Genomic DNA, 15,401 nt, shown 5'->3' on the forward strand with positions numbered 1-15,401 from the left:
GTTAAATACATCAAGGAGGGTTGAGATGGTGCAGGAACAGCATAAAGTCAAAGCAACCGACCGCGTGCGCCTGGCCGATGTTGCCGACGCAGCAGGCGTCGCCATCTCCACCGTCTCCCGCGTTTTCAGCAATCCCGATCGCGTGAACTTCCAAACCGTGGAGCACGTGCGGGAGGTCGCGGAAAAACTTGGCTATCGCCCAAATCCCAAGCATGCGCGCACCTCTGCTGCAGTGCAGCAATCGCAGCCGAATCAATTCGGCCACACATTTGATCGCGCGTCCAATCACACATCATCAGCGCAACAATTCCAATCCAACCGCGCGCATCAATCGAATACTTTCCAAACTATCCCAAACCAAACCACCAACAGCGGCAGTCCTGCCGGCGCATCGATGCCGACGTCAACAACCAGCGGAGGAGTGATCGCTCTCGTAGTCAAAGACACCACGGACGGCATCTCCTCACAGATTCTTAAAGGCGCGCAAATCACTGCCATGGAATCCGGCAGCGCAGTAGGCCTGATCGAAGCCGGCCAATCCCAGCAGCGCACGCAGCAGCTGCTTACGCATCTCGTCGGCAAAGTCGACGGTGTAATTCTTGCCACCGATTCGCCCGGCATCGATTTCATCCGCGACTATGCCAAGCGCGTACCGCTCGTGGTTTTGAACCGCCCGGTGGATGGCGTGCCAAGCGTGGTGCCTGACCCGCGCATTGGCGTAGTGCGTGCGCTGAGCATGCTGCGCCGCTACCATCACGCTGCAATCACCTACATTTCGGGCAATACGTCGTGGGCAAATCAATCCCGCTGGTCCTGCCTGCATGACGTTGGCCAGCGCATGGGTTTCCGCATGAATCACATTGGCCCGGTGAGTCCGAGCGTCGAAGGCGGGTATCAGGCGGCGCTCGCGCTCGAAAATTCCAAACCCACCGCCGTCATCACCTATAACGATTTGATTGCGGCCGGTATTGTGCTGCGCTTGACCGCGGACGGCGTGCGCGTACCGGAAGATGTTTCGGTAATCGGTTTCGATAACACGCTTATTGCCCCGGTGGTTACGCCGCCGATAACTTCGATTCGTATTCCGCGCGCTCAGATTGGCCAGGAGGCCGTGCGATTGCTGCTCGGCCGTGAGCCAGGCTCGTTGCGTAATCCTGCAGACGCTCAACTGATGGATCGGCTCAAGGAACTGGGCGTGCGCAATGAAGATGAGCAGCTCGCCAACGTAACCTTGGTAGACACGTCTATTATTGTGCGCAGATCTGTTGGGGAGAGGCGCGCGGAATGAGCGATGGTAGTAGTAATGCACTGAGCGAAGCCCTCGGCAACCCGGGTGTGCGCAAAATAACGCTGCGCAATGCCATTGGTTTTGGTATTGGCGACTTCTATGGCGGCGGTCAGCTCACCATTATTGCTGCCTATCTTTCCTTGTTTTGGACTACGTTCTGCGGCATGTCTATCGCCACAGCGCAGTCGGTAATCGGCTTGAGCGCGCTGATTAGCGCGGCTGCTGCGCTGCTATTCGGTGTATTCGACGATAACCTGTACCGTTATCACATTGGCTTACGATTCGGCCGTCGCCGCTTTCTGCTGATGATTATCGGACCGCTGTTGCTGCTCGGCATTTTTCTATGGATTCCGGGACTTCCGCTCGCCGCTTATGCCGCCGCCTATGTGTTCTGGGTGGTGCTCGCACAACTGTTTCAAACCGCGTATAACCCACTGCCCGGCGAAATGACGCCCGACTTCAACAGTCGCACCAAACTATCCACCGTGCGTATGTTCATCTCCACGAGTGCGGCCACACTGATTCCGCTGGCCGGTGGCGCAGTACTTGCTATTTTTGGCGAACGCACACCGACCGGCTACATGATTTTCACGATTGCCACCACTGTGCTGTTCGCACTTGCCGTGTTCGCGTGCTGGCGCAGTACCTGGGAGATGAGCCCGGAAGAAGCCGGCTTTGGTGCGTACGCACGCGGTGAAAAGCATGAAGGGCGCATTGGCTGGGGCGGCTGGCTGAGGCGAGCCGGCAAAGTGATGCGCGAATATGCCACCACGTTACGGGTCAAGGAATTCCGCAAACATTTGGCCATTTACCTGCTCGTGCAGGTTTCGATGGACGTGTTCGGTCAGACGTTCGTGTTCTTCGTGGTCTACGACTGGAACCGCACGGCCGCGTTCGCCTCTCTGCTGCTCGGCTGTACGGCCATCTCCATGCCGCTGATGCCGGTATTCGGCTGGGCTATGACACGTATTGGGCCGAAACGCCTGTATGCCATCAACTTCGTTGGCTGCCTGATTGGAGTGGCATGGATGTTCGCCGCTTGGATGCTGGCCGATACCATGCAGCCGGCCGCGTGGACCGTGTTCGCCATCGCCGGCGCACTCTGGTTCTTTGCCTTCAAATCATTATGCGGATACCTGCCATGGGCGGTATTCCCCTATATTGCCGATATCGATCAGATAGTCACCCGCCGCTACCGTTCAGCCACCTTTGCTGGTATTCAAGCATCGTTCCGCCAACTCGGGTCGGGTATCGGCACCATTTGCGTCGGGCTTGTTTTGGGTACAGTCGGATTTGATGCAACTCTGTCTCAGCAAAGCGTAGCTGCCAAAGTGGGCTTGGGTGCAGTACTGCTCGGCTGGTTTGCATTTGCGATGATTATTTGTTGGATTATTTCAGCGCACTTAGTCATCAATAAGCGCACGGATTCCATGGTGCTGAGCGAAATTACCCGACTGCGCAATGGTGGAGCCAAGGCGGACGCAGACGCAGAAACCCGGCACATAGTCGAACGCTTAACCGGCTTGCCCTACCAACAATGCTGGCGGTAGGCATACACTGGAGCATCATGAGCAAGCATCATCGCGACCGTAGCTGGGCGCCGGCACCTGAAGCATTGCCGGAAGACGCCCAAGTCATCGATAATCACACCCATGTGGCATCCGTCGTGCCATTCGCGCGCGCCATGGATCACGAAGCGCAAACCAAAGGGCAGGATCCTGTGCCGGTCTACGATGTGGACCAACTGCTCGTACAAGCGCAAGCTGTCGGCGTTGGGGGTATTATCGACTGCGGTTGCGAGCTGCCGCACCTGATGACTGCCGTGCAAATGGCCCTTGATCATCCGGGTAATGTGCACGCGGCGCTCGCAATACACCCCAATGAAGCAGTGCTCCACGGCCATCGCGGGGTCCCCGGGCCGGATGGACTGCCGCTCAAATACAAGCCGTACCACGATGTGAGTTTCGAGGATGCGCTCGCCGAAGTGCATCGTCTGGCAACGCAATACCCGGAACAAGTAGTGGCCATTGGCGAAACCGGCATGGATTTATTCCGCACCGGTGAAGGGGCTAAAGAGCTACAACGCGAGGCATTCCGTGCACATATCGCATTGGCAAAAGAGCTGAATTTGCCGATGCAGATTCATGACCGTGACTCGCATCGCGAAGTCATCGAAACGTTGCTCGCGGATGGCGCTCCGGAGCGGACCGTGTTCCACTCGTATTCCGGAGACCGCGAAATGGGTGAAATCGCGCGCGAACAGGGCTGGTATCTGAGCTTCTCCGGCACAGTGAGCTATAAGGGCAATGAGGGCATCCGCGAATCGTTGCGGATTGTGGGTCTCGATCACGCGATGGTGGAAACTGATGCGCCATATTTGACGCCGATGCCATACCGCGGCCGCACGAATGCGCCCTACATGATTCCGTATACGCTGCGAGCCATGGCTGATGCGCTTGATCTGCCGGTGACTGAAGTCGCGCGTGGCACACGAGCCACGACGCGAACTGTGTACGGTATCTGAAGCTTGCCGCCCGACGTATTCCGGGGAATGTAGCGCGTGTGCAGCTCCTATGTGTCGCATTCCGGGTATTGCGTCGCAAAGTGCGCCTTTTCGGGTCCCTGAGCGACGCATTCTCCGGAAAGTGCTGTGTGTGCGGTGCGTGTGCGCTGCATTCCAGGTATTGCGTCGCAAAGTGCGCCTTTTCGGGCTCCTGTACGGCGCATTTCCCGGAATGTGGCGAGAATCGGTGGGGGACTCGTTACAATCCCCGGAATGCGCCGCGAGGAGATGGCTGGGGCGACGCAATCCCCGGAATGCGCCGCGAAAAATGTGTGGTAACTGACCGCTTGGCTGAGTACTGTGCGAGTAAAAAATAGACAGGCTGCCCTGTTTTTGTAAGTTGTGAAAAATCCGTAGGGGCGCTACCATGTCATTTCGATATTAAGAGAGATGGATAGTTCACGGGATGCAGTTGGGGCCCGTGTGGAGGACTGAACGTATGGTTGAGTCGAGCAAACAATCTTCGCGCGCCCGAAAACAAACTCAGGCCGAATCCGCCAACAAACAGGCGAAACAAACCAAACAAAAACCAACAAATACAAAGCGAGCAGCGGCAACTCAAGCTGAGCAGACTGCCATCGCGCTGAAGAAGGAAGAAGCCGCACTGCTCAGGGCAGACACCTACACCAATGCTCCCAAGGTGTCTCGCCGCACGCTGACCCGCGAAGAACGCGAGGCGCTCGCCAAACAACGCGAGGCCGAAGACAAAGAGGCAGAGAAACTCGCCTCCACTGCAGCAAAAGGCCGCATCGGCCGCTGGTGGGCGAGGCTGCAATCCGGCCCAAACAAAATCACGTGGAGTATGGCCATTGTGGCTCTCGGCGTGGTGTATGGCGATATCGGTACTTCACCGCTCTACACCGCCCAAACCTTCCTTTCCGGCCAAGGCGGCCTCGGCAATGTGGACCGTGCCGCTGTGCTCGGCATGTTATCGCTGGTGTTCTGGTCTATCACACTAATCACCACTGTGAAATATGTGCTCATCGCCATGAAAATCGATAACAATGGCGAAGGCGGCATTTTCGCACTGTATTCCCTGATTCGCCGCTATGGCGCATGGCTGGCAATCCCCGCCATGCTCGGCGGTGCAGCCTTCCTCGCTGATTCAGTGCTCACGCCAGCGGTTTCCATCAGCTCCGCAGTCGAGGGCCTGCAGACCTTGCCTCCGCTTGAGCAGCTTTTTGACGACAATCCAAGCCTCACCCTGATGATCACGGTGGTCATTATCGTGGTGCTGTTCTCCGTACAGTCACGCGGAACCGAATCCATCGGTCGTGTTTTCGGCTCGATTGTGCTCGTCTGGTTCAGCTTCCTCGCCGTTGTGGGCTTGTTCAACCTGTCCAACGATTGGACCGTGTTTGAAGCCCTCAACCCGGTCTATGGCATCCAATTCCTATTCAGCCCGCACAATGCTGCCGGTATTGCGTTGATGGGCACGGTGTTCCTCTCCACCACCGGTGCTGAGGCCCTTTACTCTGACATGGGCCATGTGGGCCGCGGCAACATTTACTTCACTTGGCCGTTCATCAAGGTTGCGCTGGTATGCAACTACTTCGGCCAAGGCGCATGGATGCTGGCTAACAGCCGCAACCCCGAATACAACACGATGAAGACGCTTAACCCGTTCTTCCAAATGATGACGCCAAATGTGCGCTATGTTGCCGTCGTGCTTTCCGTCACCGCCGGTGTTATTGCGTCCCAAGCCCTGATTACTGGCGCGTTCACGATGGTTTCCGAAGCAACGCGCCTTAACTGGATGCCGCATCTTCAGGTGCGGTACCCGGCCCGTACGCGCGGCCAGCTCTACATTCCTGTGGTCAATGGTGTGCTCTGCGTTTCCACTTTGCTGGTACTTGCTATTTTCAAGGATTCCGAGCATATTTCCGCGGCTTACGGTTTGGCGCTCACCATCACGATGATCACCACCACCGTGCTGCTCGCGGTCTACATCTGGCACGATGGCCATCGGTTCGGTGCTGTGCTGTTCACTGTGGTATTCCTAGCCATTCAAATCATGTTCTTCGTGGCTTCGATGGCGAAATTCCTGCACGGCGGCTGGTTCACGATGCTGCTCACGCTGGCTATTCTCTTCGTGATGTACACGTGGAACGAAGGCACAAAGCTCGAACGTGCTCAGCGTCGGCATATGCGTAAGGATGATTTCCTGCCGGCGCTCGATAAGCTGCACGGTGATTTCCGCATCCCGTATTTCGCGGATAACATCGTCTACTTGACTTCCGATTCGGAAACCAAGCGACTCGATACCGATATCTTCTTCTCCATTTTCGCTGACCATCCCAAGCGCGCCCGCGCATGGTGGGCGGTGAGCGTGGAAACCACGGACGAGCCGTTCACCCGCGAATACTCGGTGGAGAACTTCGGCACGAACTACCTGTTCCGTGTGCGATTCCGCTTGGGGTTCAAGGTTTCCCAATCCATTCCGGCGTACATTCACCAAATCATGCATGATTTGTCGAAAACTGGTGAGCTGCCGAAACAGCAGTCGCTGTACCCCAAGGTGGATGCGGATCCGGATATTGGTACGATTCGCTACGTGTTGATTCACAAGGCGCTTATGCCGGAATCCAAAGTGTCGGCCCGCGGCGCGCTGTCGCTGCAAGCCAAGTATGCGATTCGCCACATGGCCGGCTCGCCAGTGAAATGGTTCGGCTTGGCACCATACAATCCGCTGGTCGAAGTGCAGCCGTTGTTCGTTTCCACGCGTAGGCCTCCGCGTTTGAAGCGTACGGATGCGCCGCGTGTGGCCCCGGTGCCATCTCGCCACAAGGCCGATCCGGCTGCCATCCCTGATCCACTCGACACAACAGTCGGGCTTGGCGAACTGGTCAAGCAAGTGGAATCTTCGATGGAGGCACCGGAAAAGCGCCCTGTGCCAAAGTCCAGAACCAAGTCTGACTTCACTAAGGCCGACGCCACCGCAGTAGCCCATATGACCAATCACACGACCAAAAAGAATCGCAAATAACCATTGCTTCCCCTCTGGCTCCCCTCTCTGAGGGGAGCTGTCGAACGTAGTGAGACTGAGGGGAGCTGCGGAATGTCAGTCTCACTTTCCTTGTTCATCACGCTCTATAAGCAACACCTATAACCAAGCCCGCACGTCGCTGAGCTTCGCCGGTAGATTGTCATACTATGTGCAGATTACTGGGATACGCGACGGCAGGTGCTGACCTGAGCCTTAACGACATTCTCGGCGTGAAGAACGTCGAGGACTTCCGCGACCTCTCAGAAATCCACAATGATGGTTGGGGCGTGGCTCAACTGGCCAACCCCGCCGAAACTCCATACGTGCGCGACGGCGGCGCTCCCTCGCCTGAAACCGGCGTGAAGATTTACAAGTCCACGATTGCCGCCCGCTTCGATACCACATTTGACGCATTGGCTTCCGAGCCGGCTCGCGGTGCCATCTGGCACCTGCGCCTGGCCAGCTCCAATCTGCCGCTCATCATGGAGAACCAGCACCCGTTCTATGCCAACGGTTTGAGCTTCATTCATAACGGCGATATCTCCGATGCGAACGGTCGCAACATTGTGACCAATCGCTCCTACCCTGTGGATCACAGCGTGTTGCTTTCCACTGGCGGTCGTTCCGATTCCGCGATTTTCTTTGCGGTGATTCTGGAATACATCGGTTTTGGTTTCCCGCTTGATGAGGCGGTTGCTCAGGCTGTGCGCGAACTGCGCCAGGCATACCCGAAGTCCAGCTACAACTGCATCATCCAGTCCGAAGACCAGATGGTGGCATTGTGCGCGGCCGGACGCGAGAAGACCAGCCCGCGCATCGTGGAAATCTACGACGAATACGGCCGCGGCCATCAGGCCGCCGACTACCGTGTGATGCGCTACCGTGCACTCACCGATGCAGACGGCAAGCAGGCGGGCGTGGTGGTGTCCTCGTCCGGCTACGACCAGGATGGTTGGAACGAGCTCGAAAACGATCAGATGATCGTGGCATCCAACCGCAACGGCACCTTCCGCCTGCGCTCCATCTGAGATGTATTCTGGCTCCCACCTGGGGAGAGTTTACCCATAGGCTGATAGTTCTGGCTCCCCTCTGTGAGGGGAGCTGTCAGCATAGCTGACTGAGGGGAGCCAACTGAAAAAGACGGGGACTCAGATCATCCGCATGTGATACTTCTCGGCCAGCGCAGGAATATCCGGCACGCCATATTTGGCCACCAATTCCAGCCAACGCTGCTTGTTCTCCTCGCCATAGCGGGCGGCTTTAGCGCTGTACGCATCCACTTGCAGGAACTTCGGCGGGGTGGACTTGCTGTGGAACTTATCGGCGTACATCACGACTTCCTGTTCCAAGTTGACCGGCACATAATCATCTGGCGGCAGCGGCAGATTCTGCTTAATCACGGCCTCACGATTCAGCCCAACGCCGGTATGATTGCGCGCGAACTGGGCGATGGACTCATCCACGCCTTCGCTCAACAGGTATTCGTATCCCTTGAGCCCGTGCAGGATGTACTTCTTGCCGCTGAATTTCAACGGCTCGCCATCGGTGCCGTCATGCTTGAACACCTTATAAGTGCCAATGTCATGCAGCAAGCCGCCGATAAGCACCAGATGCTCGTCCAGCAGGCGCGGCGGCACTTGACCACCGGTTACGCCATCGGGGGAGGGGACTAAAGATTCACCGCCAGCCGGCAGCGTGCAGCGGCGCGTGAACAAAGCGTTCTGTCTGCGCACAATCTGGCAACCGATGGTTGCCACAATCACGCAATGCGTATGTACAAGGTCGTACGCCTCCTGAGAAGGGGCGATTTTCTTATGCAGCTCGTCAATCTGCTCCAGCGTAGGAATATATCCGCTCATAGTGCGCAGCTCCAGTCATCGTAGACGCATCCACACTAAGAATATCGCGGATAGCAGTGGAGGGCGGTAGTTTGCCGCCCTCCACTGGAATGATTACATGTGCCAATCAGATTTCAAACAAAGTGTCTGCTGCCTCGGCGATTTCGCGCGAAGCAGTCAGCACGATGACGCAATGCTTCGGATCGCCGCTGTGTGCCAGCTTGGCCAATGCGGCGAACACGGTAACCGTGTCATCATCGTTCAGGCCGCGGGTTGGCTCGTCGAGAATCAGCACCTCGGCCTCGGTGCTGATGGCGCGGGCGATGGCCACCAAACGCTGCTGCACTTCCGGCAGCTTGCCCACTGCCACGCCGGTCGTGGCCTCAGAGAAGCCGACCTTGGCGAGCAGTTCGCGAGCAATGACCGGCTTCGGCTTCAGGAAGTTGCGGTTGGAAGCCTCCATTGCATACAGCACGTTGTGCTCCGCGTCCAAGTACGGCTGCAAGGCGTGCAGCTGCGGCACAATACCCAAACGATGTCCGCGCAATTCCACTGGCTCGAGCTCGGCGATATTAGCACTCTTGTTCATCACTGCGCCGGAAGTTGGCTGCACGAGCCCGGTCATCACGCCCATCAGCGCGCGACGCTTAACATCCGCGGTCAGTTCGGAATCCGCATCATCGCTGATCAGTACGGCATACGAATGACCGGCATAGCATGCGAATTCCACACCGTCGAGCACATTGACCTTGCCCTTGGCCCCTGCCAGGGTGACCTTGTTCAATGCAAAGGTCGGATAGGTCTTGAGCAGCACGTCATCCGCGCCGCCGCCAACCAGCACGCGATCGATGCGTGAGGCCAAAGTCATGGCCGGTTCCGCCTTGCGGGACTTATCCTCGTGAGCGGACAAATCATCCTTGGGCTCAGACTTCGCCAAGTTAAGCGTCTCGTTTACGCGCTCGGCATTGCGAGCGGTGGCTGCAGCGGAAGTATCAGCGGAGGCAAGCGCATCGGCTTCGGCTTCGCTGGGCTCGGATTCTGCTTCGGCATCAGCGGCGGTCTCGCTGGAGTCTTGCTCGTCCGAACCAGTATCGGTCTCGTCTTCGGGCGCATCCGCTGCAACGGATGCCTCTGCAGCTGCCAGACTGCTGTAAATACTGTCTGCTGCACCCGCAGCTTCAGTATCCTCAGTAGCATCTGCTTCGTCGTCATCATCAAACATGACGCTGAACTGGATTGAATCGGCTGGGGCGGGCTCTTCAGCTTTGCCCTTAGCGTCCAGCTCCTCGGACTTTGCGTCCAGGTTCTCTTGATCCTTGATGTTCTTCTCGCTCATGCCTGTGCCTCCGCCTCATCGTGGTTGGATTCGGATTCAATCGTTTCGGTTTCGCTCACCGAACCCCAGTCGCCGTCAGCGGCGAAGAGCTTGTTGGAGCGGAAGAATGCCAGTCGCAGAGCAGCCAGAATAGCGAGCACCAGAATGGTTCCGAGGCCGCCCCAAACCATCTGCCAGATCAGCGAGGAGGAGGCGGTGACTTCGTGGCCGGAGGCGATGGCGGATGCCAACGGCTTGGTGCCGAATACGCCGGCCACCAGGCCAATCACATAGAACGGCAGTGTAACGAAGAACACTTCCAGCATGAACTGCCAGCCCAAGCGGCCGCGCGAGACGCCAGAGACCAGAGCCATGCCGATTTCATCGTCACGCTTCGGGCCCCACACGCCAACGAGCACCAAGGCGAGCAGTAGAATGCCGCCCACAGTAAGCAGCACCACTGTGCCGGTCTTGACGTTGCCGGCCACCGCATCAAGCGGTTCCAGCGACTTGGTGTAGGCCTCGAGCGAAGGGGAGGAGACGGTGTAGCCGGAAGCCGGTAGCTTGGACTTCTTGAACGTCTTGACGAGTTTCTTGTAGCCGGCAACGTCCGTGGCGTTGAACACCACGTTCAGATCAGGAACCTTCCAGCCGCTCACTGAAGAGTCGCTGGTTTGCGGATCCAGACCGGCCTTGGCGAAGGTCTGGTAATTGGTGAAGATGGCGTTCTCACGGTTGCGGGCGGTGACCACAGGGTTATCTGCATCGGCGGATGCCGTGTACTCGTAGATGCCGCGCACGGTGAGTTCGTAAGTCGTGGAAGCATCGGAAGCGGTGGCGACCTTGAACTTGTCGCCAACCTTCAAATTGTTGGCCTTGGCGAATGCGGAGGAGACCAGTGCGCCTGTAGTGTTCGGGTTGGAGGACTGGTTATTGTAGCTCAGGTTCTTGCCGCTCACGATTTTGAACGTGCCAAGGTCATTGGCTGCGGCGGCGTCCTTGGTCCAGAACGCGCGCCAGATGAGTTGGCCGCCGGTCTTGTCGTCGGAGGCGGAGCTGAGCTTATCGCCGCTCAGGGCCTTGAGATCGCCGGAAACGCGTGCCGGCACAGTTTCGGTCACGGTGAAGTCCAGCGTTACGCCAGCCTGCTGAATGATGGTGGCGTACTCGGTGTAGTCCGTCCACGTCATGTACTGCTTGGTGGTTGCCGAGTCCGTAACGGAGGCCTTCTTCCAGGCGGCCGCACTCGGGCGAATGGCCAGCGTGGCTTTTTGCACGTCATAATCGTCAGTGTGTGCAGTGTGGTTTTCTTGCACGATGGCCAGTCCGGCAACCGTGCCGAACGTGACTACCAGCGCGATAAGCGCAGTGAGGGCCGCGCGTCCCTTGGAACGCATCAAAGCCCGCCAGGCGTTGCTGAGGACGAACATATGTGTACCTCTCCCGTTCTCCTAAGCCGAAACTAATCAATACGGCTCCACTATTATTGCGCTTCGTGACCGTTGTCTTGCGCATTACTGTTATACCTCTCAATGAAGTCTGAGAATATTCTGGGAATTGAGTGACGCCTGTGCGGAAAATGTCAATATTGTGTGGGCAATAACGCCGAATGTAACGCAGATGATTCATTTTTGAGTATTTCAGGCGGTCAATACCCCCTACAAATACGAAGATTCAGCTGTAATTTGGCGGATTTCCAACGGTTTCAGCCCATTCTGGTACACTGACCAACGACGTATGAGCAAGCACCTGAAGCATTTGCGGGTGTCATGGTTAAAGAACAGTGAACTCCCGCCCATAAATCAGGAAGGCAGTGGTTATGGCAAAACGTAGTGCGCACAGAAATCGGCCAGCTCCGAATTTCGGTTGGCAGAAGGTGCAGGGTCCGCACCATACTGCGGCGTACCGCGTAAGTCATAAGGTCGCTAAAGGAGTGTCTCTGGGTGTGCTCGCGGTGCTGGCTTTCGTCGGCACGTTTGCCGGGGTAACTTGGGCGGATATTGCCAAGACTGTCGATCAGCAGGGCATCGATGTTATTGTGCAAAAATCCAATGGTAAAAAGGTTGATATTCTGCCGGTCGACCCGTATGCCAATACGCCGATTAACATTTTGCTCATTGGTCAGGATACGCGCGATGGTGAAGGCAATGCTGCAGTGGGTGGCGATGACGCCGGTGTTTCTGGCCTCCATAATGCAGATACCACAATGATTCTGCAGATTTCTGCAGACCGTAAGTTCGTTAATCTTGTTTCCATTCCTCGTGATTTGATGGTTTCCACTCCAGGCTGTGAAACTTCAAACGGCACCATGTACGCCCAGTCTTCGGTGATGTTCAACTCCATCTTCCCCAATGCGTATTCTCAGGGTGGCGATATTGCTTCTGCTGCGAGCTGCACGATGAACGAAGTCAATTACCTCAGCGGCATGGAAATTCAGCAGTTCATGGTGGTGGACTTCAGCGGTCTTTCCAAGATGATTGATGCCATTGGTGGCGTTGACATCTGCATTCCTACGTATACCCGTGATGGCTACACCGGTATTGAATTGGGCCAAGGCATGCAGCATCTCGATGGCAATACTGCTACCCAGTTTGCGCGTATGCGTCACGGTGCTGGTACCGATGGTTCGGATACTATGCGTACCACACGCCAGCAGTATCTCATCAAGCGTTTGATAAAGACTGTGCTGGAAAAGAATATGCTGACTCATTCGGCACAGCTTTATCAGCTGGCGAAGGCTGGTTTGGAATCCGTACAGATGAGTCAGGGCTTGGCTGATGCTACAGTGCTTGCTGGTCTTGCCGCCAGTATGAAGGACTTTAATATGAATCGTTTGTATTCGCAGACGATTCCGGTTACCGCATGGGCTCAGGACGCGAACCGCAGCCAGCTGGCCGCTGGTGCGGATGATGTATGGGAGAAGCTGCGCAACGCTCAGCCGCTTGTGGATGATGCCAACACTGGCTCATCCTCTAATGATTCCTCCAGCTCGAGCGACTCGAGCTCTGATTCCTCCAGCTCCTCTGACGAGTCCAAGTCGAGCGACTCTAGCTCGGATTCCTCTTCGAATTCCGGCACTGATTCTTCCACCTCGACCGACTCGAACACCGGCTCCTCCGATTCTTCAGATGGTTCGACTTATGATGCCGCCACCAACACCTATAAGCAGGCTGACGGCACCATCATCGATGCGGAAACTGGTGGCATCATTGATCCTGAAACCGGTGCCATCCGCAGTCAGGTTACGGGCCAGTACATTGGTCTGGCCAGCCGCTATATCGAAGTCACCTACTGCGGTGTGAAGTACTGACATGGTAGATGCCTCAATTGGCTTTTGCACGGTATGCCAAAGCGTACGCGTGAAAAGGTCGGTTGAGGCGTTTCTTATAGCACTGAGTTTGATACTTTTGATGCTTATTTGATATTGGCCTGAAAGAACGTATATGAGTAACATTGCCTCCCGCGCAAATATCATTCGTCGTGCCCCTGCTGCAGCCGTGCTCATCGGTACCGCCGTGGCATGCGGCATTGTGATTGCCTGGTTTCCGGATGCGATCTGGGATAAGCCGATTCAAGGTATTGATGCGCCTGCGCATTACTATTTCACCCGTGAAATTATGAATGATGGTCTCTCGGTGGCAACATCGTTGCTGCCGAATGGAGGCTTCTACCCGCCACTGTTCCATACGCTGGCCGCATTTGTGGCTACTGTTGGCGGTGCGCTTGGCATTCCGATGTTTACTGGTTCAGCTGCTGTAGTTGCCGCAGTGAACTGTGTGTGGATTTTGGGTGGCGGCATTCTTTGGCCGTTGGGCATGGCATTGTTCTGCGGCTACTTCTTCCGCAATGCTTCGATAGCGACTCGGTCGGTACTGTATTTCGGCATTCCGATTCTTGCCGTGAGCTCCGGCGCAAACCCCTTCCAGATGCTGTATGCCGGCCCGCTGATTGCGTATGCGTTTGCCAGCAATCTGTTGCCGTACTTGCTGCTTGCCACACTGTATTTCCTTGATGCTTTCTCCACTGTGCTGGAACTCAAGATTGGCAAAACAGCAGACAAAACAAAGGGTGCGGCAAAGCGCCAAAACCCAGAGATGCATGTGGCTGTCCGTCAGCTCCTTATTGCCTTGGGCTTTACCGCCGCTGCTTTTCTGCTGGTGATGGCAGCTCAGCCCAAGCTCGTATTCACGTATATCGTGATCATGCTGCCATATGCGGTGTTCCGCCTGCCGTGGAAACTCGTTGCAGCCATGTTTGGTTTGCTGGTGCTGGGTGCTATCGCGTTCTTTATTTTCGCAGTGAATATCTACCCTTCCGCCAAGTATTTCCATCCTGAAACCTGGTTCCATACGCATCGCCCGAGCATGGATTTGAAGACATCGCTCACCTATGCGTTCACCGATGGCATGGTATCCGGTGATATCAATCAAGGATTGACGTCGTTTAATATTCCCACGGTGGCCGGTTGGGCAATGCTGGTACTGCTGGTGGTATCGATAGCGATGGCATTGGTTCATGTCAATAAGCAAAGCCTCGCGGTACTGCTGTCGTTCGCACTGGTGCTGTTCGTGTTCGAATGCAGTGCTACTTTTACCGGAGCGATTCCCAATATTGTGACCGCAGTGTGGTACCGCAACGAAGTGCGCACGCTCACTATGCTGCCTTTTGTTATTCTTCCGGTGATCGCTCTTGCTGGTGCCCGGTTGGATGCTTGGCTACGCGATATGGCAGCGCGGCCAAGCATTGATCAATCCGTTAACGTCAATCAGACTTCGTTGCGCATGGTTGCGCGGATTGCGGCAGGGCTGTGTGCGGCCCTCATGGTGATGGTGATGATTGGTGCGCAAACAGTGAACCCAGTCAAAACCGCAATGCGAGATTCCGTCAATAATGCCGCATCTTTGGATAAGGCGGATCCTACTGAGCAGCTCACGCACGCCAAACTCGATATTCTGACCCGTATGGTGAAGCAGACCGGTACCAATGCGGTTATCATTTCCGATCCAATGAATGGTTCGATGTATGCCACCGCGCTGTTCAACGCCAACATGCTGTTCCCAGTGTACAACCCGCAGAACACTGGCAAGGGCGTGATTTTCAGTCAAGTCGAGCAGGCATTCGGCTCTGGCAATGGTGAGGAACTGCTGAACACAGCCTGCGGTATCAACCCGCAGCAGCCTACATATTTCCTGTCTATGGGTCCTCAGGCTCCGAGTCTGCAATTCTCGTTTGCCGCACAGTATGACCCGTTCCACGATGCCCAGCGCATCGAACAATATGTGGCAGACGGTACGATGACCAAGGTGCAGGATTACAGTTCGTATGGCGACTATGCCAAAGATTGGGCTTTATACCAGCTGCAGTGCCCGGCTCGCTAAATAGCGAAAGCTCAAGTGCTGAAAAGAGGCGAT

Annotated in this window: 10 protein-coding genes; 7 read left to right on the forward strand and 3 right to left on the reverse strand. The window is 56.1% G+C overall.

The annotated features are described in order from the left end of the window. Window positions 1-25: 25 nt before the first annotated feature. From BISA_RS12675 to BISA_RS10645, 5 genes are all read left to right on the forward strand, one after another. Window positions 26-1,288 carry a LacI family DNA-binding transcriptional regulator gene (locus tag BISA_RS12675; RefSeq protein ID WP_051917544.1) on the forward strand — a complete coding sequence of 421 codons (1,263 nt, stop codon included), beginning with the start codon at window positions 26-28 and terminating at the stop codon, window positions 1,286-1,288. Then, window positions 1,285-2,838 (forward strand): MFS transporter, encoded by a 1,554-nt coding sequence (locus tag BISA_RS10630; protein WP_051917545.1) that lies wholly within the window; start codon window positions 1,285-1,287, stop codon window positions 2,836-2,838. Before BISA_RS12675 ends, BISA_RS10630 begins: the two co-directional genes overlap by 4 nt. Window positions 2,839-2,855: 17 nt before the next feature. Next, window positions 2,856-3,812 carry a TatD family hydrolase gene (locus tag BISA_RS10635; RefSeq protein ID WP_033891923.1) on the forward strand — a complete coding sequence of 319 codons (957 nt, stop codon included), beginning with the start codon at window positions 2,856-2,858 and terminating at the stop codon, window positions 3,810-3,812. A 478-nt stretch (window positions 3,813-4,290) separates the two neighbouring features. Continuing rightward, complete coding sequence (locus BISA_RS10640) at window positions 4,291-6,837, forward strand: KUP/HAK/KT family potassium transporter (protein WP_051917546.1); 2,547 nt, start codon at window positions 4,291-4,293, stop codon at window positions 6,835-6,837. Window positions 6,838-7,004: 167 nt separating this feature from the next. After that, window positions 7,005-7,865 (forward strand): class II glutamine amidotransferase, encoded by an 861-nt coding sequence (locus BISA_RS10645; protein WP_033891924.1) that lies wholly within the window; start codon window positions 7,005-7,007, stop codon window positions 7,863-7,865. Window positions 7,866-7,985: 120 nt separating this feature from the next. On the opposite strand, the gene BISA_RS10650 is transcribed toward BISA_RS10645, so the two are convergent. The 3 genes from BISA_RS10650 to BISA_RS10660 form a co-directional block, all read right to left on the reverse strand. After that, the gene (locus BISA_RS10650) at window positions 7,986-8,696 is read right to left on the reverse strand and encodes an HD domain-containing protein (RefSeq protein ID WP_033891925.1); all 711 of its coding nucleotides are present in this window, start codon (window positions 8,694-8,696) and stop codon (window positions 7,986-7,988) included. Window positions 8,697-8,802: 106 nt separating this feature from the next. Continuing rightward, complete coding sequence (locus BISA_RS13125) at window positions 8,803-10,011, reverse strand: ATP-binding cassette domain-containing protein (RefSeq protein ID WP_033891926.1); 1,209 nt, start codon at window positions 10,009-10,011, stop codon at window positions 8,803-8,805. Beyond that, a complete protein-coding gene (locus BISA_RS10660) occupies window positions 10,008-11,420 on the reverse strand; it encodes an FtsX-like permease family protein (RefSeq protein WP_033891927.1) in 1,413 nt (470 codons plus the stop codon). Before BISA_RS10660 ends, BISA_RS13125 begins: the two co-directional genes overlap by 4 nt. A 389-nt stretch (window positions 11,421-11,809) precedes the next feature. Here BISA_RS10660 and BISA_RS10665 point away from each other — a divergent pair, with 389 nt between their 5' ends. Both BISA_RS10665 and BISA_RS12335 read left to right on the forward strand, forming a co-directional pair. Then, window positions 11,810-13,300, forward strand: coding sequence for an LCP family protein (locus BISA_RS10665; RefSeq protein WP_033891928.1), 1,491 nt, complete (start codon window positions 11,810-11,812; stop codon window positions 13,298-13,300). A 133-nt stretch (window positions 13,301-13,433) separates the two neighbouring features. After that, complete coding sequence (locus tag BISA_RS12335; protein WP_033891929.1) at window positions 13,434-15,368, forward strand: DUF6541 family protein; 1,935 nt, start codon at window positions 13,434-13,436, stop codon at window positions 15,366-15,368. The last annotated feature ends 33 nt before the right edge of the window (window positions 15,369-15,401 follow it).

It is taken from the genome of Bifidobacterium saguini DSM 23967 (genome assembly GCF_000741715.1).
GTDB lineage: Bacteria > Actinomycetota > Actinomycetes > Actinomycetales > Bifidobacteriaceae > Bifidobacterium > Bifidobacterium saguini.

Excerpts from the sequence above, each read along its gene's own strand:
- BISA_RS12675 (WP_051917544.1), top strand. The coding sequence starts at position 26 with ATGGTGCAGGAACAGCATAAAGTCAAAGCAACCGACCGCGTGCGCCTG.
- BISA_RS10630 (WP_051917545.1), top strand. The coding sequence starts at position 1,285 with ATGAGCGATGGTAGTAGTAATGCACTGAGCGAAGCCCTCGGCAACCCG.
- BISA_RS10635 (WP_033891923.1), top strand. The coding sequence starts at position 2,856 with ATGAGCAAGCATCATCGCGACCGTAGCTGGGCGCCGGCACCTGAAGCA.
- BISA_RS10640 (WP_051917546.1), top strand. The coding sequence starts at position 4,291 with ATGGTTGAGTCGAGCAAACAATCTTCGCGCGCCCGAAAACAAACTCAG.
- BISA_RS10645 (WP_033891924.1), top strand. The coding sequence starts at position 7,005 with ATGTGCAGATTACTGGGATACGCGACGGCAGGTGCTGACCTGAGCCTT.
- BISA_RS10650 (WP_033891925.1), bottom strand. The coding sequence starts at position 8,696 with ATGAGCGGATATATTCCTACGCTGGAGCAGATTGACGAGCTGCATAAG.
- BISA_RS13125 (WP_033891926.1), bottom strand. The coding sequence starts at position 10,011 with ATGAGCGAGAAGAACATCAAGGATCAAGAGAACCTGGACGCAAAGTCC.
- BISA_RS10660 (WP_033891927.1), bottom strand. The coding sequence starts at position 11,420 with ATGTTCGTCCTCAGCAACGCCTGGCGGGCTTTGATGCGTTCCAAGGGA.
- BISA_RS10665 (WP_033891928.1), top strand. The coding sequence starts at position 11,810 with ATGGCAAAACGTAGTGCGCACAGAAATCGGCCAGCTCCGAATTTCGGT.
- BISA_RS12335 (WP_033891929.1), top strand. The coding sequence starts at position 13,434 with ATGAGTAACATTGCCTCCCGCGCAAATATCATTCGTCGTGCCCCTGCT.